The sequence below is a fragment of the Pantoea rodasii genome, assembly GCF_002095465.1.
Classification (GTDB): Bacteria; Pseudomonadota; Gammaproteobacteria; order Enterobacterales; family Enterobacteriaceae; genus Pantoea; species Pantoea rodasii.
Window position 1 is genome coordinate 99948 of sequence record NZ_MLFP01000005.1, and the last position, 21837, is coordinate 121784.

Here is a 21837-nt window from a genome sequence, read left to right on the forward strand (position 1 = left end):
GCTATTTCAAACAGCGTGAATAAATAATGCATCAAGACAAAGATCTCTCAACGTGGCAAACGTTCCGCCGACTCTGGCCGATGATTGCGCCGCACAAAGCAGGACTGTTTGTATCTGCGGTGGCGCTGATTCTCAATGCGGCTGGCGATACCTTAATGCTGTCGCTGTTGAAACCTTTACTGGATGATGGCTTCGGCAAGGCCGATCGATCCGTCATGCTTTGGATGCCACTGGTGGTCATTGGCCTGATGCTGGTGCGTGGCGTGACCAGCTATATTTCCAGTTATTGCATCTCGTGGGTCTCCGGCAACGTGGTCATGAATATGCGTCGTCGTCTGTTTGGCCATATGATGGGCATGCCGGTGGCGTTCTTTGATCAGCAATCTACCGGTACTTTGCTGTCACGCATTACCTACGATTCTGAGCAGGTTGCTTCCTCCTCATCCAGTGCGCTGGTCACGGTGGTGCGCGAAGGTGCTTCCATCATTGGCCTGTTCATCATGATGTTCTACTACAGCTGGCAGCTGTCGCTGATTCTGATTGTGCTGGCACCGATTGTTTCTTTTGCTATCCGCACGGTGTCCAAACGCTTCCGCAGCATCAGCAAAAACATGCAGAACACCATGGGACAAGTCACTACCAGTGCTGAGCAGATGCTGAAAGGGCATAAAGAAGTCCTGATCTTTGGTGGTCAGGATGTTGAAGCCGGCCGCTTTGCGCAGGTGAGCAACAAAATGCGCCAGCAGGGCATGAAACTGGTCTCGGCTTCTTCAATTTCCGATCCTGTGATTCAACTGATTGCGTCTTTGGCCCTGGCGTTCGTGCTTTATGCCGCCAGTTTCCCAAGCGTGATGGAAACGCTGACCGCCGGTACGATCACCGTTGTGTTTTCATCGATGATTGCCCTGATGCGTCCGCTGAAGTCACTGACCAACGTCAATGCCCAGTTCCAGCGCGGTATGGCGGCTTGCCAAACCTTGTTCTCCATTCTGGATAGCGAGCAGGAAGTTGACAACGGTAAGCGTGAAATCGCACGTGCGAAAGGCGACGTGGAATTCCGCAATGTAACCTTTACCTATCCTGGACGTGATGTCCCGGCGCTGCGTGATATTAATCTGTCACTGCCCGAGGGCAAAACCGTGGCATTGGTGGGACGCTCAGGTTCGGGTAAATCCACCATGGCGAGCCTCCTGACGCGCTTTTACGACATCGATTCCGGTGAGATTCTGCTGGATGGTCACGACCTGCGCGAATACACCCTGCGTTCGCTGCGTAACCAGGTGGCACTGGTGTCCCAGAATGTCCATCTGTTCAATGACACCATTGCCAATAACATTGCTTATGCACGCAATGGTGAATACACCCGCGAGCAGATTGAACAGGCTGCCACCATGGCCCATGCCATGGACTTCATCAAGAAGATGGATAACGGGCTGGATACCGTGATCGGTGAAAACGGCGTATTGCTTTCAGGTGGCCAACGCCAGCGTATTGCTATCGCACGCGCACTGCTGCGTGATTGCCCAATCCTGATCCTCGATGAAGCCACTTCGGCACTGGATACTGAATCCGAGCGCGCGATTCAGGCGGCATTGGATGAGTTGCAGAAAACCGCACCTCGCTGGTCATTGCGCACCGCTTGTCGACCATTGAAAAAGCCGATGAGATTGTGGTGGTGGAAGATGGCCGTATCATCGAGCGCGGAACGCACAGTGTGTTGCTGGCCGAGAAGGGCGCTTACGCACAACTTCACAAGCTGCAGTTTGGTCAATGATTGATCGCATCTGGAGCGGGCGCTCGCCGTTGTGGCTACTGTTGTGGCCACTCAGCCTGCTGTATGGGGCGATCAGCTGCTTGATTCGGCTCAGTTATCAGCGCGGCTGGCGTAAAAGCTGGCGTGCGCCTTGCCCGGTGATAGTGGTGGGTAATCTGACTGCCGGCGGTAACGGTAAAACTCCGGTGGTGATTTGGCTGGTTCAGGCGCTGCAACAGCGCGGCCTGCGCGTTGGTGTGGTGTCACGCGGTTATGGTGGTAAAGCAGAACGCTATCCACTGCTAGTCACGGCAGATACGCCCACCAGTCAGGCTGGCGACGAGCCTGTGCTGATTGCGCAGCGGACACAGGTGCCCGTTGCCGTCGCACCAAAGCGGCGGATGGCGGTAGAAGGTTTACTGGCCGCGCAGGATCTGGACGTGATCATCACCGACGATGGGCTGCAACACTACGCGTTGCAGCGCGATCGCGAAATTGTGGTGGTGGATGGCGTGCGTCGCTTCGGTAATGGCTGGTGGTTACCCGCGGGTCCAATGCGTGAGCGTGCTTCACGCCTGCAAAGCGTCAATGCCATTGTCGTGAACGGCGGTGAAGCGCAAGCGGGTGAGATCGCCATGACATTACGGCCTGGCAAGGCGGTTAATTTGGTGAGCGGTGAGACTGCGAACCTTGAACAGCTGCCGGAAATGGTCGCGATGGCCGGGATTGGCCATCCACCGCGATTCTTCAATACCTTGAAGCAGCAAGGGGTGAAGCCAGTGGCTGAAATCGCGTTCGCCGATCACCATGCTTACAGCGAAGAAGAACTGCAACGGTTGACGCAAACCCATCAGTGCCTGTTGATGACCGAGAAAGATGCGGTGAAATGCCGCAGTTTTGCCCGCGATAATTGGTGGTATTTGCCGGTGGATGCCGATTTATCAGGCGCATCGCTGGACGCGTTACTTGACGACTTGTCCCAACTCCCCCATACCGCACGCGACGGTCGTTCGCGCTAAACCTGTCTAAGGGAATCGAGTTATGGCCATCACGTCTTCCCTTTCACTACAACACGCTCGCCATCTGCATCTGGCTGCTCAGGGATTATTACGTCCCGCGAGCCGCCGCGCGCGCTTTGCTGATATTCACGCCTGCGTGCGTCAGATGTCGCTGCTGCAAATCGATACCATCAACGTGGTCGCGCGCAGTCCCTATCTGGTGTTATTCAGCCGCCTTGGCGCCTATCCGATTGAATGGCTCGAGCAGACGCTGTCATCCGGTGCGCTATTTGAGTATTGGGCGCATGAAGCCTGCTTTATTCCGTTTGAAGATTACCCACTGCTGCGCCATCGCATGCTGGAGCCTCAGCGGCTGGGCTGGAAATACAATCAACAGTGGGTAGAAGAGCATCAGCAAGAAATCGCTGATCTGCTTAATCATATTGCCGAGAATGGCCCGGTGCGCGCCGCCGATTTCGCCAATGATCGACAGACGCAACCCGGCTGGTGGGCATGGAAACCGCATAAGCGCCATCTGGAAAATCTGTTCAGCGCGGGCGAACTCATGGTAGTTGAACGCCGTAACTTCCAGCGAGTCTATGATTTACGCAGCCGTGTGATGCCAGATTGGGATGACGGGCAACATGCACTCAGTGAAGCGGATGCGGTGCTGGCGATGCTAGAGCACAGTGCGCGCAGTCTCGGTATTTTTCGTGCCGGCTGGCTGGCCGATTACTATCGCCTGAAGCGTGTGCCGCTGCAATCCTGGATCAGCGATGCCGAAGCGCGTGGTGACATCGTGCGCGTTGAAGTGGAGCAGTTAGGGGAGATGTGGTTGCACGCCAGCTTGTTACCGCAGTTGGAAAAGATCCCGACCGCGACACATACCGCGCTGCTGTCACCCTTTGATCCGGTGGTGTGGGATCGCCGTCGCGCACGGGAACTGTTCAATTTCGATTACCGCATTGAGTGCTATACGCCGGCCGAAAAGCGCGTCTATGGTTATTTTGTCCTGCCGCTTTTGCACCGGGGTGCCCTGAAGGGGCGTGTCGATGCCAAAGTGGATCGCCAGGCGCAACAGCTCATCATCCGTGCTTTTTGGCTGGAACCGGGGACGCGTGTCAGCAATGCATTCCTCAATGATGTGCAAAAAGCGATTAATCGTTTTGCGCAGTGGCAGGGTGCCAGTGAGGTGATGATTGAAAATGCCCCCGCCGAGTTGCTTGCCGCCTGGTCACCGCATTGGGTGGTGACTGACTGAGTTCAGCGCAATATTGCCGTGTCCGGCGCACTGCCTCAGAACACGCTATGGTATGCTAAGCGCCTGACAAATCGGTGCTGAAAGGAGAAAATTATGGATCACCGTTTACTTGAGATTGTTGCCTGTCCGGTTTGCAACGGAAAACTGTATTTCAATAAAGAGCAGCAGGAGCTGATTTGTAAACCAGATGGCCTGGCTTACCCAGTACGCGACGGCATTCCGGTACTGCTGGAAGTGGAAGCGCGTACGCTGTCTGTTGAAGAGATTCATCCATGAGTTTCGTCGCCATTATTCCGGCGCGTTACGCATCAACGCGTCTGCCTGGCAAACCGCTGGTTGATATTCACGGTAAACCGATGGTGATACACGTGATGGAGCGCGCGCGTGAGTCGGGGGCCGACCGCGTGATTGTGGCCACCGATCACCCTGAGGTTGCGGCGGCGGTTACCGCAGCAGGCGGAGAAGTCTGCATGACGCGTGCTGACCACCAGTCAGGTACCGAGCGTTTGGCTGAAGTTATCGAGAAATATAATTTTTCCGATGACACCATTATCGTCAACGTGCAGGGCGACGAGCCGATGATTCCGGCAGAAATCGTGCGTCAGGTGGCGAGCAATCTGGCGCAGGCCGATGCGGGGATGGCGACACTGGCTGTGCCGATCGCCGATGCGGAAGAGGCCTTCAATCCCAATGCGGTAAAAGTGGTGATGGACGCGAAAGGCTATGCGCTTTACTTCTCACGCGCCACCATTCCGTGGGATCGCGAACGCTATGCGCAATCACGTGAACAGATTGGCGACACCCTGCTGCGCCACATTGGAATTTATGCTTATCGCGCCGGTTTTATCCGTCGTTATATTGCTTGGGAACCTTGCCCGCTGGAGCATATTGAGTTGCTCGAGCAACTCCGCGTATTGTGGTACGGCGAGAAGATCCATGTTGCCGTGGCGCAAACCGTGCCGAGCGTTGGCGTGGACACACCGGAGGACCTGATTCGGGTCCGTGCGGCCATGCAGGGGTAATGCCCGACCGGCCAGCCGCTCGCGCTGGCCATAAAGTTTGATCTGGCGCTAAGTTTCGCGCCACCATGACCTCCAGGATAGTGAAGTCACATGACTGCGGAGGATAACGCATGGAACAGCTCCGTTCAGACTGGCGTTGGTACTGGGTGAAGGTATCAGCCGCCTCGAAACCATCAGCGAGCAGGCGCAATCGCGACTGTACGCGCTCTATGACAACGACGGCAAACCCATGCCGCTGGTGGCGAAGTATTTCCGTCATCAAGGTCGCGCCGCATTGGAAGCCAGGAAACTCACTATGCTGAGCCATGATGGCTTAGTGGCCGTGCCTGCGGTATTTGGTTTGGTCCTCAGTCAGCAGCAGCCGGCGCATGAGATGTTGCTGATGGCGCGCTTTAATGGCGTCTCGGCCGAAGCGCCCACCCGCACCGCAATGCGCTGGGAGCAACTGTGTGAACAGATTGTGGAAGGCGTTCTCGGCTGGCATCGTATCGACAGTCACGGGCTGGTGGGACGAGTGGATAGCGTGCAGGAAAACAACTGGCCAGCCTGGTATCACCAGCGCGTCGAAGTGCTGTGGGCCACGCTGGGCTATCTGTCACCGCCCTTTTTTACGCTGGAAGATCGACAGATTTTATACCGCAGCCGGCAGCAGTTGACGCAACTGTTCAACGGTTTTGACGATCCCTGCGTGCTGATGCACGGCAATTTGCGCTTATCCAGCATGCTGAAAGACGCGCGCAGTGATCAGCTGGTGGCGATGATGCAGCCGGGCAATATTCTGTGGGCGCCACGTGAGTATGAGTTAATCAGGCTGGCGGACAGCGGCGCAGAGGCTTCTCTGTTGCATCATTACCTGCAGCGCGCACCGGTAGCCGAAGGTTTTATCTGGCGGCGATGGTTATACCAGCTGTGGGATTGTGTCGATACGTTGGTGAGCAGCGGACAGTTTGACCGTCCGCGCTTTGATCACGCGCGTAGTCAGCTACTCCCCTGGCTCGGCTGAGGCAGGGGCGTCACCGTGCAGCCGTTGCCAGGTTTGACCCAGCGTTTCATAGATGGCGCGTTCACTGTGGCTCAGCCACACCGGCGAGGGTATCGCCCGCTCCCAGGCGTTCAACGGTGAGGTAATCGCCAGTTGATTGGCTGGCGCAGCCAGTGGGTTCATCCCGGCACTCTGGAAAAAGTGCATCGCCCGTGGCAGGTGGTTCGCTGACGTCACCAGTAAAAACGGATGTTGACCAATCGCCTGTTTTACCGCCTGCGCTTCCTGACGCGTATCACGCGGTTGATCCAGCAAAATCATCGCCGTGCGCGGCACGCCGAGACTTTCCGCTACTTCTGCGGCTACGCTGGCGCTGCTGCGTGGATTACTTCCGGCAGCGGCACCGGTAAAAATCAGCCTGGCCTGCGGATAGCGTCGCCACTGGCGCACGCCTTCTGCCACGCGCGGCAGGCTGTTATTAATTAAATTGGAACTCGGCGCCCAATTCGGATTGAAGGTATAGCCACCGCCCAGCACCACGATATAATCCACCGGTTCGTTGCCGTTCCAGGTGGGATAGTGGCTGTCCAGTGGCAGCAGCAGACGATCGGCAATCGGCTGCAGGCTCAACAACAGCAACAAAAGCCAGCTTACAGAGATGACTATTTTGCCGCTTTTTTGCCAGCGGCTGAACCAGAGCAACAAAAGTCCTGCTGCCATCATCATTAACAGCAGTGGCAAAGGTAACAGCATCCCGCCGATTACTTTTTTTAACGTAAAAAACATCGAATATTGCCTCTTTTGTCCGAAAAAACAGCAGCCAGACAGTTACTGTGGCGTGAAAGGTTCATTCTTGTTGAGCCTGTGACAAAATAGCACAAGTTGAATGCAGCACAGTGGAGCCATCATCATGCAGGATCGTAACTTTGACGATCTGGCGGACAAATTCTCGCAGAACATTTATGGCACCCGAAAAGGGCTGGTGCGTCAGGCGATCCTGTGGGACGAGCTTGATGCGCTATTGCCGACGTTACCTGAGGGATCACTCTCCGTGTTGGATGCAGGCGGCGGCGTAGGACAAATCTCAGCGGGATTAGCCGCGCGCGGCCATCAGGTGCTGTTGTGCGATCTCTCCGCTGAGATGTTGAAACTGGCCGAGGCGCACGCGCACACTGAGGGTGTGAGCCACAACATGCAATTCAAACAAATTAGCGCGCAGCAGGTTGGCGAACATTTGGATCAGCCAGTTGATCTGGTATTGTTTCACGCTGTGTTGGAGTGGGTAGCAGAACCCGAAGCGGTGCTGCAAGCGCTGTGGCATACGCTGAAGCCCGGTGGTGTGCTGTCGTTGATGTTTTACAACGCACATGCCCTGACATTCCGCACACTGCAACTCGGCAATTTCGGTTATCTGCGTGCCAATATGACCAAACGCAAAAAGCGCACGCTGTCGCCGGATTTCCCTCGCGATCCTTTGGACGTCAATCGCTGGCTGGATAATGCGGGCTTTGAAATTGAGCAGCGAGCCGGAATACGCGTGTTTTGTGACTACATGAAACCGCCACCGCCCGGCGTCGTAAAGAGCGTTGAAGAGATAATTGAGATGGAACGGCGCTACTGTCGTCAGGAGCCCTTTTTAAGTTTAGGGCGCTATATCCACGTGACCGCGCGCAAACCCAGGTAGAAGGATCAACTATGAGCGAATTTTCCCAGACGGTCCCCGAATTGGTGGCATGGGCGCGCAAGAATGACTTTTCACTTGCGTTGCCGGTAGAGCGTCTGGCCTTTTTACTGGCTATCGCCACCCTGAATGGTGAGCGTATGGACGGTGAGATGAGTGAAGGTGAACTGATCGACGCTTTCCGTCATGTCAGTAAAGCCTTTGAACAAACCCACGAAACCGTTCAGGTGCGTGCGAATAACGCCATCAATGACATGGTGCGCCAGCGTCTGCTCAACCGCTTTACCAGCGAGTTAACGGAAGGTCATGCGATTTATCGCCTGACGCCGCTTGCCATTGGCATCACCGATTACTACATCCGCCAGCGGGAGTTTTCCACGCTGCGTCTGTCGATGCAGTTGTCAATTGTGGCGCAGGAATTGAAACGTGCGGCAGATGCCGCCGAAGAAGACGGTGACGAATTCCACTGGCATCGCAACGTCTTCGCCCCGTTGAAATACTCAGTGGCGGAGATTTTCGATAGCATCGATATGACGCAGCGTCTGATGGATGAGCAGCAGCAAACGGTGAAAACCGATATTGCCGATCTGCTTAACAAAGACTGGCGTGCAGCGATCTCCAGCTGTGAGATGTTGCTGTCGGAGACTTCCGGCACGCTGCGCGAATTGCAGGACACGCTGGAAGCGGCAGGCGATAAGTTGCAGGCCAATCTGTTACGTATTCAGGATGCCACGCTCAGCAGCCCGGATTTAGGTTTTGTCGATAAGCTGGTGTTTGATCTGCAAAACAAACTGGATCGCATCATCAGTTGGGGCCAGCAGGCGATCGACCTGTGGATTGGTTACGACCGGCACGTCCACAAATTTATCCGTACCGCCATCGACATGGACAAGAATCGCGTGTTTGCCCAGCGTTTACGTCTGTCGGTGCAGAACTACTTCGATCAACCCTGGGCGCTGACCTATGCCAATGCCGATCGTCTTTACGACATGCGCGATGAAGAGATGACGCTGCGTAATGACGAGGTGATGGGTGAACTGCCGCCAGAGATGGAATACGAAGAGTTTAATGAAATTCGCGAACAGCTCGCAGCGATGATTGAAGAGGCGCTGCTGGTTTATAAGTTAGAACAAAACCGTTACATCTTGCTGCGGTAATGCGCGACTACCTGTCGCAATATCCGCGAGCACGCCACTTTGATCTGGCGCGTATCGTCATCGATCAAGCCGTGCGACTGGGTGTGGCGGAAGCTGATTTAGCCGGTCTGCCGGCAGAATGGCAGACCATTAATGATTACGGAGCCAAGGTGCAGGCACATGTCATCGACAAATATTGAACAAGTGATGCCCGTCAAACTGGCGTTGGCACTGGCAAACCCGATTTTCCCGGCGCTCGATAGCCAGTTACGCGCGGGCCGCCACATTGGTATCGAAGAGCTGGATAATCACGCTTTTCTGATGGATTACCAGGAGTACCTGGAAGAGTTCTACGCGCGCTATAACGTTGAACTGATGCGTGCGCCAGAAGGCTTTTTCTATCTGCGCCCGCGCTCCACTACGTTGATTCCTCGTTCGGTGCTTTCCGAACTGGACATGATGGTCGGAAAAATCCTGTGTTATCTCTACCTCAGCCCGGAACGTCTGGCGAACGAGGGGATTTTCACCCAGCAGGAACTCTATGACGAACTGCTGTCGCTGGCCGATGAGAGCAAACTGCTCAAGCTGGTGAATCAGCGCTCAACCGGTTCTGACGTGGATCGCGCCAAGCTGCAGGAAAAAATGCGTGCTTCACTCAGCCGCCTGCGCCGCTTAGGCATGGTGTGGTACATGGGCAACGACAGCAGCAAATTCCGCATTATGGAATCGGTGTTCCGCTTTGGTGCGGATGTCCGTAGCGGCGATGATGCGCGTGAAGCGCAGCTGCGACTGATCCGCGATGGCGAGGCCATGACGCTGGAAAGCAAGCCGGCGGCCAATGAGAGTGACGAGGCGGACAACGAGAATGACATTGAAAGCGATGCGAGTGATAACGCGGAGGATGAACAGGAATGATTGAACGCGGTAAATTTCGTTCGCTAACGCTGATCAACTGGAACGGCTTCTTTGCCCGTACTTTTGATCTCGATGAGTTGGTGACCACGCTTTCAGGCGGTAACGGTGCGGGTAAATCCACTACCATGGCGGCATTCGTCACGGCGCTGATCCCCGATTTAACCCTGCTGCACTTCCGTAACACCACCGAGGCTGGCGCGACGTCGGGTTCCCGCGATAAAGGTCTGCACGGTAAGCTGCGTGCGGGCGTCTGTTATGCGGTGCTGGATGTGGTTAACTCACGCCATCAGCGCGTGGTGGTCGGCGTGCGTCTGCAGCAAGTGGCCGGTCGCGATAAAAAAGTCGATATTAAACCTTTCAGTATCCATGGCCTGCCGACCGATTCGCAGCCCACCGATATGCTGACCGAAATTCTCAACAGCCGTCAGGCGCGTGTATTGCCGCTGGCGGAAGTGAAAGATCGTGTTGAAGCGCAGGAAGGCGTGCAGTTCCGTCAGTACAACTCTGTTACTGATTACCACGCCGTCCTGTTTGAGCTGGGTGTGGTGCCGCGTCGTCTGCGCACTGCCAGCGATCGCAGCAAGTTCTATCGTCTGATTGAAGCCTCGCTGTACGGCGGTATCTCCAGCGCCATCACCCGTTCACTGCGCGATTATCTGTTGCCGGAAAACGGCGGCGTGCGTAAAGCCTTCCAGGATATGGAAGCGGCGCTGCGTGAGAACCGCATGACGCTGGAAGCCATTCGCGTTACGCAGTCCGATCGCGATCTCTTCAAGCATTTGATCTCTGAAGCGACCAGTTATGTGTCGGCAGATTACATGCGTCACGCCAACGAGCGCCGTATTCATCTCGATGGCGCGCTGCAGCTGCGTAACGAACTGTTCACCAGCCGCAATCAGCTGGCTTCTGAGCAGTATCGTCACATCGAAATGGCGCGTGAACTTTCTGAGCACACCGGTGCAGAAAGCGATCTGGAAACCGATTACCAGGGCGCCAGCGATCACCTGAATCTGGTGCAAACCGCCATGCGTCAGCAGGAGAAGATCACGCGTTATGATGCCGATCTTGAAGAGCTGACCTATCGTCTGGAAGAACAGAACGAAGTGGTGGCGGAAGCCCGCGAAGTGCAGGAAGAGAACGAAGCGCGATCTGAAGCCGCTGAAATTGAAGTCGATGAGCTGAAAAGCCAGCTGGCCGATTTCCAGCAGGCGCTTGATGTGCAGCAAACTCGTGCCATCCAATATCAGCAAGCGCTGCAGGCGCTGGAAAAAGCGCGAGCGCAGTGCCAGTTGCCGGATTTAAGCATTCAGAACGCCGCCGAATGGCAGGAAACTTTCCAGGCGCGTGAAGAAGAGGCCACCGAACAGCTGCTGCGTCTGGAACAAAACTGAGTGTGGCCGAAGCGGCACACAGCCAGTTCGAGCAGGCGCTCGCCCTGGTCACTAGCATCGCCGGTGAAGTGAGCCGTCAGGATGCGTGGCAAGTGGGACGTGACTTACTGCGTGATGCCGCCAACCAGCGCCATCATGCCGATCAGCTCTCTTCGCTGCGTCTGCGTCTCAATGAACTGGAAACCCGCCTGCGCGAGCAGCACGATGCCGAACGTCTCCTGGCTGACTTCTGCAAACGTCAGGGCCAGCAGTACGATGCTGACGCGCTGGAAGGGCTGCAGCGTGAGCTGGAAGCACAGATTGAACAGCTAAACGAAGGCGTGTCTGACGCCGGTGAGCGTCGCATGCTGATGCGCCAGGAGCTGGAACAGCTGCGTGAACGCATTACCGCTCTGACCGCACGTGCACCACATTGGCTGGCCGCGCAGGAGATCCTGACGCAGCTCAGCGAGCAGACCGGACAAGCGCTGGGCAACAGCCAGCAGATCACCGAATTCATGCAGCAGCTGCTGGAACGTGAGCGTGAAACCACCGTTGAACGTGACAATGTGGCGGCCCGTAAACGGGAAGTTGAGCAGCAGATTGAGCGTTTAAGTCAGCCTGGCGGCGCGGAAGATGCACGCCTGACGCAACTCGCCGAGCGTTTTGGTGGCGTGCTGCTGTCGGAAATCTACGATGACGTCACGCTGGATGACGCCCCGTACTTCTCGGCGCTGTATGGTCCTTCACGCCATGCCATCGTCGTCCCGGATTTATCATTGGTACGCGATCTGCTGGACGGCCTTGATGATTGCCCGGAAGATCTCTACCTGATTGAAGGGGATCCGCAGGCGTTTGATGACAGCGTGTTCAGCGTTGATGAGCTGGAAGGCGCGGTGGTGGTGAAAGTGGCTGAGCGTCAATGGCGCTACTCCCGCTTCCCGAAAGTGCCGCTGTTTGGCCGCGCTGCGCGTGAAAATCAGCTGGAGCTGCTCAACAATGAGCGCGAGCAGTTGGCAGAACGCTTTGCCACGCTATCGTTCGACGTGCAGAAAACCCAGCGTTTGCATCAATCCTTCAGCCGTTTTATCGGCAGTCATTTGGCTGTGGCCTTTGATGAAGATCCAGAAGCGCTGATCCGCCAGCTGAACAGCCGCCGTGGCGAGCTGGAACGGGGTCTGGCGCAGCATGAAAACGATAACCAGCAGCAGCGTGCGCAGTTTGAACAGGCGAAAGAGGGCGTTAGCCAACTGAACCGTCTGCTGCCGCGTGTGAACCTGCTGTTGGATGATTCGCTGGGCGATCGCTGCGAAGAGATCCGTGAACGCGTTGAAGAAGCCCAGGAAGCGGCGCGCTTCCTGCATCAGCATGGCGCGAAAATCAGCAAGCTGGAGCCGCTGGTGTCCGTGCTGCAGAGCGATCCACAGCAGCACGACCAGCTGGAACGTGATTATCAGCAAGCGCAGCTGCAGCAGCGCGATGCGCGTCAGCAAGCCTTTGCCCTGACGGAAGTGGTACAGCGCCGCGCTCACTTCAGCTATGAAGACTCTGCCGGCATGCTGACCGGTAACAGCGATCTGAATGAGAAACTGCGCCAGCGTCTGGAGCAGGCGGAAGGCGAACGTAGCCGTGCGCGTGAACGTCTGCGTGAGCACCAGGCGCAGCTGACGCAATATTCGCAAGTGCTGGCATCGCTGAAAAGTTCCTATGATGCCAAGCGCGACATGCTGAAAGAGTTGCAACAAGAGATGCAGGACATCGGCGTGCATGCCGATGCCAGCGCCGAAGAGCGTGCACGTGCCCGACGTGATGAACTCTATACCGCATTAAGCCACAACCGCGCCCGCCGTAATCAGTTGGAGAAACAGCTGACGTTCTGCGAAGCCGAAATGGACAGCCTGCAGAAAAATCTGCGTAAGCTGGAGCGCGATTATCATCAGAACCGTGAACAGGTGGTCAGTGCGAAAGCCGGCTGGTGCACGGTGCTGCGTCTGGTGAAAGAGAACGGCATGGAACGTCGGCTGCATCGTCGTGAGATGGCCTATCTCGGCGGTGACGAGCTGCGTTCAATGTCGGATAAGGCGTTAGGCGCGCTGCGTCTGGCGGTGGCGGATAACGAACATCTGCGTGATGTATTGCGCATGTCGGAAGATCCGAAACGTCCTGAGCGCAAGGTGCAGTTCTTTATTGCGGTATACCAGCATCTGCGCGAGCGCATCCGTCAGGACATCATCCGTACTGATGATCCGGTCGAAGCCATCGAACAGATGGAGATCGAGCTGAATCGTCTGACGGAAGAGCTGACGGCCCGCGAGCAAACCCTGGCGATCAGTTCACGCAGCGCGGCGAATATTATTCGCAAGACCATTCAACGTGAGCAGAACCGTATTCGTCAGCTGAACCAGGGCTTGCAGGCCGTGAGTTTTGGACAGGTACGCAGTGTGCGTCTCAACGTCAACGTTCGCGAAGCGCACTCCACGCTGCTGGATACGCTATCGGAACAGCATGAAGCGCATCAGGATCTGTTTACCAGCAATCGTCTGACGTTCTCAGAAGCGTTGGCAAAACTGTATCAGCGTCTGAATCCGCAAATCGATATGGGACAGCGTACACCGCAAACCATCGGTGAAGAGCTGCTCGACTACCGCAACTATCTTGAGATGGAAGTGGAAGTCAACCGTGGCTCCGATGGCTGGTTGCGTGCCGAGAGTGGTGCTTTGTCGACCGGTGAAGCCATTGGTACCGGCATGTCGATTCTGGTGATGGTGGTACAAAGCTGGGAAGAGGAATCGCGTCGTCTGCGTGGCAAAGATATTTCGCCATGTCGTCTGCTGTTCCTCGATGAGGCGGCGCGTCTTGATGCTCGCTCTATCGCTACGCTGTTCGAGCTGTGTGAGCGTCTGGAAATGCAGCTGGTGATTGCTGCACCAGAGAACATCAGCCCGGAAAAAGGCACCACTTACAAATTGGTACGTAAAGTGTTTAACAATACGGAACACGTGCATGTGGTCGGTCTGCGTGGCTTCTCAGCAGATACTGCGCCAGCAAAACGTGAAACCAGCGATATCGATTTAGAAACAGAAAATACGTAACGCGCAATCTGGTTAAAAAACAGCGTACCGTTTAATCTGTAAGCGGCATCTGCACTCTGAGGCAGATGCCGTTTTTTATTTGTATACTCAACAATAAGAGTAAGGCTGTACACGGCGATAACAGGGCGCGGTGTCTTAGGTGAGAAGGGGGCAGGGATGTGGCTGAACAAAAGAAGCAGAATTAATCGTGCACTATTAGCACTCAGTGTTTCACTGGTATTGTCGCCGCTGGCTATCAGCCATGCCGCGATCATTGCCGCAATGCCCGGAACGTCGCATAGCACCATGTCAGTAGCGGCGAGCCAGCATCAAATTCAGCAGGCGTTTAGCCCCAGCGAACAGCCTTTCTATTTGCCAGGCCTGGCGGGCATTTATGCCTCGCGTAATATGGCGCCGTTATGGCAAGACTCGCAAGCCGTGCAGGCTTTCCAGCAACAGCTGGCGGAAGTCGCATTGTCAGGCGTACAGCCGCAGTTTACCCGCTGGGTTGAACTGCTCACCAATCCAGAGATTAAAGGGCTGGCGCGCGATATTGTCCTCAGCGATGCCATGCTGGGTTATCTGCAATTTGTCGCTAATGTGCCGACGCAGGGTGAAACCTGGCTCTACAGCAACGTGCCTTATAAATTGACGATGCCAGCATTAGCGGCGATCAATCAGTGGGAGAACGCGGTAAACGGGGGCGGTAGCCGCGCGTTTGTCGTCTCGCTGGCGCCGCAGCATCCTCAATATGCGCCGATGCACAGTGCACTCAAAGCCTTATTGACCGATAACCGAGCGTGGCCGCAGCTGCGCGACAGTGGCACGCTGCGCCCGGGGCAAATCAGTAATGATGTGCCCGCATTAAGAGAGATTTTGCAGCGTACCGGCATGTTAACCGCGACGCACAGCACAACGCCGACCCCCGCGGATGATGCGGTTCCTACGGCACCGGTGCCGGTCAGTCAAAGTAACCAGCCAATTGCGATAAGCCCGTCAGCGGCCAGCGTGAGCGACTTATCGGCACAGGCACCTGTTGCAACCGGCAACGTGGCGGCGAATCCAGCGCCTGCGGGTGACAATGTGTATGACGCCGCGCTAGTTGAAGGCGTCAAACGCTTCCAGCACTGGCAAGGATTAGCTGATGATGGCGCGATTGGGCCACGTACGCGTGAGTGGCTGAATGTGTCACCGCAGATGCGAGCTTCACTGCTGGCGTTGAATATTCAGCGCTTACGCCTGCTGCCAGATGATATGCACAACGGCATTATGGTGAACATCCCTAACTATTCGCTGACCTATTACAACAACGGTGCCACCATTCTCTCCTCGCGGGTGATTGTGGGCCGTCCCGATCGCAAAACGCCGTTGATGCGCAGTGCGCTCAACAACGTGGTGCTCAATCCGCCGTGGAACGTGCCCACCACGCTGGTTCGTCAGGATATTGTGCCCAAAGTAAAACAGGATCCGGCATACCTCTATAAGCATGGCTATACGTTGCTATCGGGCTGGAGTGCTGATGCTGAAGTGATCGATCCATCGATGATTGACTGGCATATGGTATCGGCAGCCAGCTTCCCGTACCGCATTCGTCAGGCACCAGGCGCAATGAACTCATTAGGGCGCTATAAATTCAACATGCCAAGTTCGGATGCTATCTATCTTCACGATACGCCGAATCATGGTTTGTTCCAGCGTGATATCCGCGCACTGAGTTCGGGTTGTGTCCGCGTGAATAAAGCTTCCGAGTTAGCCGATCTGCTGCTACAGGATGTGGGCTGGAATGACAGTCGCATCTCCGACACCCTTAAGCAGGGTGACACGCGCTATGTGCCGATTCGTCACCGTATTCCGGTCAACCTATATTATTTGACCGCATGGGTGGCTGCAGATGGTCAGCCGCAGTATCGTACAGATATTTACAATTATGATAATCCTGCACGTTCCGGTAGCCAGGTAATGTCAAAAGCGGGAAAACTTCTTCTCTAGTTATTGATTTTCCGATTATCACCTAGCCCTAAAAAGCCCAAGACCAGTCGCAAAATTTCGATTTTGCGCTGGTTTTGTTCGTTCTGTGACACATTCCGGGTTGACTGACTCTTAGGCTGCGGTTACTGTTCGGCCTTGTGTACTTTTTACACATTATTTTTATCGCTTTAGATTAGGTAACTCCGCAACATGGCTAATTTTGATTCTCAACGTCGTCGATTACTCCTGATTGGGGGCGCAGCGGCAGGTTTGTCTCTGCTTCCAGGCTCAGCACTGGCTTCGCTTTCTACCTCGCGCCCACGTATATTGACGCTTAATAACCTTCACACCGGTGAAACCCTTAAAACGGAGTTTTTAACGGCAAGAGTTATGACAAGGATGAGTTAGCCCGCTTAAATCACTTCTTCCGCGATTATCGCGCCAATCAGGTGAAGCACATCGATCCCCACCTGTTTGATCAGCTTTATCGTTTGCAGATGGTGTTAAACACCCGCAAACCGGTGCAGCTGATTTCGGGTTACCGCACGCTGGCAACCAATAATATGCTGCGCGAATCGGGCCCTGGCGTGGCCAAACACAGCTATCACACCAAAGGACAGGCGATGGATTTCCACATTGAGGGAATTTCGTTGAGCAATGTTCGCAAAGCGGCGTTATCTATGCGCGCGGGTGGTGTAGGATATTACCCGCGCAGCAACTTCGTACACATAGATACCGGGCCTGCAAGGCACTGGTCCTGATACCGGCAGCGCTGCGTGTGTCGGTCATGGAGCGCTATGAACTACCTGATTATTCCGGTTACGGCCTTTTCTCAAAACTGCTCAGTCATCTGGGATGATGCAACTCAGCAGGCGGCGCTGGTTGATCCCGGCGGCGATGCCGAAACTATTATCGCCATTTTGGCAGAGCGGGGCTTAACGCCCTCGCAAATTCTCCTTACCCATGGGCACCTTGACCACGTGGGTGCCGCCGCCGAACTCGCGGCACATTATCAGGTGCCTATCGTCGGCCCTCATAAACTGGATGCTTTCTGGCTGGATAACTTACCGACTCAAAGCCGGATGTTTGGCTTGCCGGAATGTGCGCCGCTGGCGCCGGACCGCTGGCTGGAAGAGGGCGAAACGGTTCAGGTAGGCAATGTGACGCTGGAGGTACTGCTTTGCCCTGGTCACACGCCGGGACACATTGTATTCTTTGACCGTGAAGGACGCTTGCTGATATCAGGCGATGTGATTTTCAATGGCGGCGTCGGGCGAACTGATTTCCCACAGGGCAGCCACAGTGACTTGATTGACGCCATTCACACCAAGCTATTACCGCTGGGTGATGATGTGACTTTTGTTCCAGGGCATGGACCTGTCTCCACGCTGGGACATGAGCGCCTAAGCAATCCGTTCCTGCAATAAAAAATGGGCCTTAAAGGCCCATTTCTCATTTAGCTAACAAGACTTACAGCACCGCGACGATGGCTTCACACAGCTGCGACATGTTGTCCGGTGTCATTCCTGCCACGTTTACACGCCCCGAATTCACCGCATACACGCCGAACTCATCACGCAGACGCACAACCTGATCTTTGGTCAGGCCGCTGAACGAGAACATGCCGTTCTGTTTGATAATGAAGCTGAAGTCCTGATTGGCGCCTTTCTCAGCCAGGGTATTCACAAACAGCTGACGCATGCGCTGGATACGTTGACGCATATCCGTCAGTTCCTGCACCCAGATGGTCCGTAACGCGTCGTTACCGAGGATGGTGGCCACCACAGCGGCACCGTGTGACGGTGGGTTAGAGTAGTTAGCACGGATGCTGTACTTCACCTGACTAAAGGCCGTCTTAGCCACGTCACTGTTGGCCGCCACAATCGTCAGTGCACCCACACGCTCGTTATATAAGCCGAAGTTCTTCGAGTAGGAACTCGCAACCATCAGTTCCTGATGAGAAGCCGCGAAAATACGCAGGCCTTCTGCATCTTCTTCCAGACCGCGAGCAAAACCCTGATAGGCAAAGTCGAACAGCGGGAGCCAGCCTTTTTCCTGCGAGAGCTTCGCCAGCTGCTGCCATTGATCCGCAGAAGGATCGACACCGGTAGGATTGTGGCAGCAACCGTGGAACAGCACCACATCGCCCGCTTTTGCTTCCTGCAACGAAGCCACCATGCCGTCGAAATCCAGGCTATGGTTGGCTGCGTCGTAATATTGATAATCACACACTTCCAGACCGGCGGCATTGAACACGTTTTTGTGGTTCGGCCAGCTTGGGTTACTTACCCATACGCGCTTGACGCTGGTCTGTGTCGCGAGGAAATCGGCAGCCACGCGCAGTGCGCCGGTACCGCCTGGGGTTTGTGCGGTGCACGCACGGCCGGCTGAAATCAGCGCACTCTCTTTGCCGAACAGCAATTCCTGAGTGCAGCGAGCGAAATCAGCCAGACCATCAATGCTCAGATAATTTTTGGTGGTTTCATTTTCCAGCAGATACTGCTCAGCTTTTTGACACTGGTCAGCACCGGCGTCTTGCCGGTTTCATCTTTATAAACACCAATGCCAAGGTTGATTTTATTCGGGCGGTCATCGACGCGAAACAGGTCAGCCAGTCCCAGAATAGGATCGGCGGGTGCGGCAGAGATCGATTCAAACATGAGTCAGTTCCGTTTGGGTGAACTTTAGCAAAATGAGCTATCAGGTTAGCGTCAGATGATACGCTTGCCAACCGCTGACATAAAAAAGAAATAAGCTGCATGTATAAAGTAGTGGCGCTAATTGAGAAGCCGATCACTAAAAAGCAAAACGGAGCCCGAAGGCTCCGTTTTTAAGCATTACAAGTATCTAATCGCGGGATTAGAACTGGTATTGCAGACCAACACCTACTACGTCATCAGTGCTTACGCCCTGAGCACGAGTGTAGTTGTTGTCGTCCAGCAGGTTGATTTTGTAATCAACATAGGTAGACATGTTTTTGTTGAAGTAGTAGTAAGTACCGATTTCGATGTATTTAACCAGATCTGCATCGCCGCCAGCGAAGGTTGAGCCGTTAGCAGTGTTGCCGTTCAGCTCCTTACCTTTAGACTGCAGGTAAGCGATGGATGGGCGCAGACCGAAGTCGAACTGGTACTGTGCAACCACTTCGAAGTTCTGAGTTTTGTTAGCAACCTGACGTGCGGTGCTGCCGTAAGCAGTGGTGTTACGTGATTCACCGTAGAATGCTGCCAGGTATACGTTGTTCGCGTCATATTTCAGACCGAAAGCGTATGCGTCAGCTTTATCGCCGTTACCGTCAGCAACCTGTGCATCGGTACGGTCAGCTGAGAAGTAAGAACCTACAGCGCTGATGCCCATACCGGTGTCATAGGCTACAGAAGAACCCCAGCCGTCACCGTTCTGAGACAGTGCGCTACGGGAACCTTCGTTTTTGCCCTGATACTGAACAGCGAAGCTCAGGCCGTTAACCAGACCGAAGAAGTTGCTGTTACGGTAAGTAGCCAGACCGCTTGAACGACCAATCATGAAGTTGTCGTTGTCTTGATACAGGGTATCGTCACCAAACACTGGCAACTGGTCGGTGTAAGACATTGCGTCATAGATAACGCCGTAGTTACGACCGTAATCGAATGAACCCGCATCGCCGAATTTCAGACCTGCGAAGCCCAGACGGGTTTTGTTGCCGTCTTGCGCGTCAGCGCCTTCGGTGTTGTTAGCCTGAACGTTGTATTCCCACTGGCCGTAACCGGTCAGTTGGTCATTAATCTGAGTTTCACCCTTGAAGCCAAAGCGAACATAGGTAGCGTCGCCGTCGTTGCCAGCGTCGTCAGAGAAAGTGTGGCGCGCATCAACTTTACCGTACAGATCCAGTTTGTTGCCGTCTTTATTATAGATTTCTGCTGCGTTTGCTGCGCCTGCAGCTAACAGAGCAGGGATAACCACTGCAAGAATGTTGCGCTTCATCATTTTTTATTACCCTCATTGGAGTTATTTGGACATCTGCCACTGCCGTCAAGAAACCTTTACGGGAACCTTGAAAGAAGTTTGATGTCTCCTGTGTCTGCACGCATCTTTCCATCACGGGGTTGCTAATTCTAGCCCGAAAATGATTCAAATCTCGCAATTACGTATCAAAAAGCAATATTGTATTACAATTTGTAAAATATCGGGAACTTTGTGAGAGAACTCTAAATTTACAAAAATAAAAAAAGGCCGGCAGTGCCGACCTCGATATATATATGAATTACTTATATTTAATAGCGAATTTTAGAAATTGGCGTTACGTGGGGTGCGTGGGAAGGGGATAACATCCCTTACATTTTGTACACCGGTGACATAGGCGATTAATCGTTCGAAACCTAATCCAAAGCCTGCATGCGGCACAGTGCCGTAACGACGCAGGTCACGATACCACCAGTAATCCTCTTTATTCAGACCCATCTCAGCCAGACGCGCATCCAATACATCCAGACGCTCCTCACGCTGTGAACCCCCAATGATTTCACCGATGCCAGGCGCAAGCACATCCATCGCTGCCACGGTTTTGCCATCGTCGTTCATGCGCATGTAAAACGCTTTGATGTCTTTCGGATAGTTCTTCACCACCACCGGCGCTTTAAAGTGTTTCTCGGCCAGATAGCGCTCGTGTTCGGAGGAGAGATCCACGCCCCAGGAAACCGGGTTTTCGAAGGTCTGACCGCTTTTCAGCAAAATATCCACCGCATCGGTGTAGTCGACTTGCGCGAAATCGGTAGTGACAAAACGTTCTAAGCGAGCAACCGCATCTTTGTCTACGCGCTCAGCGAAGAACGCCATGTCATCGGCACGCTCATCAAGCACGGCCTTGAACACATACTTCAGCATGGCCTCGGCCAGTGCGGCAGCATCGTCAAGGTTAGCGAAGGCGACTTCCGGCTCCAGCATCCAGAACTCCGCTAAGTGGCGGCTGGTGTTGGAGTTTTCTGCACGGAAGGTCGGGCCAAAGGTATAGACTTTTGACAATGCACAGGCATAAGTCTCGGCATTCAGCTGGCCGGAAACGGTCAGGAAGGCTTCTTTACCAAAGAAATCTTTGTCGTAATCGACTTTGCCTTGCGGATCGCGCGGCAGGTTTTCCATATCCAGCGTAGAGACGCGGAACATCTCGCCAGCCCCTTCGGTATCGGAAGCGGTGATCAGCGGGGTAGAAACCCAGAAATAGCCATTTTCATGGAAGAAGCGATGCAGTGCCTGCGCCAGAGTATGACGCGTACGCGCCACGGCACCCACCAGGTTGGTGCGTGGACGCAGGTGTGCGACTTCACGCAGGTATTCGATACTGTGGCGTTTTGCCGCCATCGGATAGGTATCCGGATCGTCCACCCAGCCAGTGACTTCCACGTTGGTCGCCTGCATTTCGAACGCCTGGCCTTCACCTGGCGATTCCACGACTTTACCGGTGATGATAACCGAACAGCCGGTGGTCAGACGCAGCACTTCATCCTGATAATTATTCAGAGAATTATTGACGACAGCCTGAACGGGATTAAAGCAGGAACCGTCATAAACGGCGATAAAGGAAAGACCGGCTTTGGAATCTCTTCGGGTACGCACCCAACCACGTACGGTGACCTCACTGTCAACCGCGACACGGCCGTGCAGTACATCCGCTACAGGCACTACGCTCATAAATATCTCTCTA

11 protein-coding genes and 6 pseudogenes are annotated in these 21837 nt (G+C 54.6%); 13 read left to right on the top strand and 4 right to left on the bottom strand.

The window, feature by feature from the left end; translation table 11 throughout:
* Positions 1-26: 26 nt before the first annotated feature.
* From msbA to HA45_RS08745, 6 genes and pseudogenes are all read left to right on the top strand, one after another.
* Positions 27-1774: pseudogene (gene msbA, locus HA45_RS08720) on the top strand (lipid A ABC transporter ATP-binding protein/permease MsbA).
* The gene (lpxK, locus tag HA45_RS08725; protein ID WP_100702589.1) at positions 1771-2772 is read left to right on the top strand and encodes a tetraacyldisaccharide 4'-kinase; all 1002 of its coding nucleotides are present in this window, start codon (positions 1771-1773) and stop codon (positions 2770-2772) included. The pseudogene msbA and the gene lpxK overlap by 4 nt, the downstream one beginning before the upstream one ends.
* 22 nt (positions 2773-2794) lie before the next feature.
* Complete coding sequence (locus tag HA45_RS08730) at positions 2795-4012, top strand: winged helix-turn-helix domain-containing protein (protein ID WP_100702590.1); 1218 nt, start codon at positions 2795-2797, stop codon at positions 4010-4012.
* A gap of 93 nt (positions 4013-4105) precedes the next feature.
* Positions 4106-4288, top strand: coding sequence for a Trm112 family protein (locus HA45_RS08735; protein WP_007887424.1), 183 nt, complete (start codon positions 4106-4108; stop codon positions 4286-4288).
* Positions 4285-5034: a 3-deoxy-manno-octulosonate cytidylyltransferase gene (gene kdsB, locus HA45_RS08740; protein WP_100702591.1), complete on the top strand. Its 750-nt coding sequence runs from the start codon at positions 4285-4287 to the stop codon at positions 5032-5034. Before HA45_RS08735 ends, kdsB begins: the two co-directional genes overlap by 4 nt.
* Before the next feature lie 110 nt (positions 5035-5144).
* Positions 5145-6037: pseudogene (locus HA45_RS08745) on the top strand (YcbJ family phosphotransferase).
* On the opposite strand, the gene elyC reads toward HA45_RS08745, so the two are convergent.
* Complete coding sequence (gene elyC, locus HA45_RS08750) at positions 6017-6802, bottom strand: envelope biogenesis factor ElyC (RefSeq protein WP_100702593.1); 786 nt, start codon at positions 6800-6802, stop codon at positions 6017-6019. The pseudogene HA45_RS08745 and the gene elyC sit on opposite strands and share 21 nt — an antisense overlap.
* A 124-nt stretch (positions 6803-6926) precedes the next feature.
* Here elyC and cmoM point away from each other — a divergent pair, with 124 nt between their 5' ends.
* The 7 genes and pseudogenes from cmoM (at position 6927) to HA45_RS08785 (ending at position 17584) form a co-directional block, all read left to right on the top strand.
* The gene (gene cmoM, locus HA45_RS08755) at positions 6927-7700 is read left to right on the top strand and encodes a tRNA uridine 5-oxyacetic acid(34) methyltransferase CmoM (protein WP_100702594.1); all 774 of its coding nucleotides are present in this window, start codon (positions 6927-6929) and stop codon (positions 7698-7700) included.
* A gap of 11 nt (positions 7701-7711) precedes the next feature.
* A pseudogene (gene mukF, locus HA45_RS08760) lies at positions 7712-9033 on the top strand (chromosome partition protein MukF).
* Positions 9014-9748 (top strand): chromosome partition protein MukE, encoded by a 735-nt coding sequence (mukE, locus tag HA45_RS08765; protein WP_100702596.1) that lies wholly within the window; start codon positions 9014-9016, stop codon positions 9746-9748. Before mukF ends, mukE begins: the two are co-directional and overlap by 20 nt.
* Positions 9745-14210, top strand: a pseudogene (gene mukB / locus HA45_RS08770) (chromosome partition protein MukB). The gene mukE and the pseudogene mukB overlap by 4 nt, the downstream one beginning before the upstream one ends.
* Before the next feature lie 156 nt (positions 14211-14366).
* A complete protein-coding gene (ldtD, locus tag HA45_RS08775) occupies positions 14367-16178 on the top strand; it encodes a L,D-transpeptidase (RefSeq protein WP_100702598.1) in 1812 nt (603 codons plus the stop codon).
* A 189-nt stretch (positions 16179-16367) separates the two neighbouring features.
* Positions 16368-16918 (top strand): annotated as a pseudogene (gene mepK, locus HA45_RS08780) (peptidoglycan L,D-endopeptidase MepK).
* 36 nt (positions 16919-16954) lie between these two features.
* The gene (locus HA45_RS08785) at positions 16955-17584 is read left to right on the top strand and encodes an MBL fold metallo-hydrolase (RefSeq protein WP_100702600.1); all 630 of its coding nucleotides are present in this window, start codon (positions 16955-16957) and stop codon (positions 17582-17584) included.
* A gap of 43 nt (positions 17585-17627) precedes the next feature.
* Here HA45_RS08785 and HA45_RS08790 read toward each other — a convergent pair.
* The 3 genes and pseudogenes from HA45_RS08790 to asnS all read right to left on the bottom strand — a co-directional run bounded on the left by HA45_RS08790 (position 17628) and on the right by asnS (position 21824).
* Positions 17628-18817: pseudogene (locus HA45_RS08790) on the bottom strand (amino acid aminotransferase).
* 199 nt (positions 18818-19016) lie between these two features.
* A complete protein-coding gene (gene ompC, locus HA45_RS08795) occupies positions 19017-20123 on the bottom strand; it encodes a porin OmpC (protein ID WP_100702602.1) in 1107 nt (368 codons plus the stop codon).
* 300 nt (positions 20124-20423) lie between these two features.
* Positions 20424-21824, bottom strand: coding sequence for an asparagine--tRNA ligase (asnS, locus tag HA45_RS08800; protein ID WP_100702603.1), 1401 nt, complete (start codon positions 21822-21824; stop codon positions 20424-20426).
* Positions 21825-21837 lie beyond the last annotated feature (13 nt).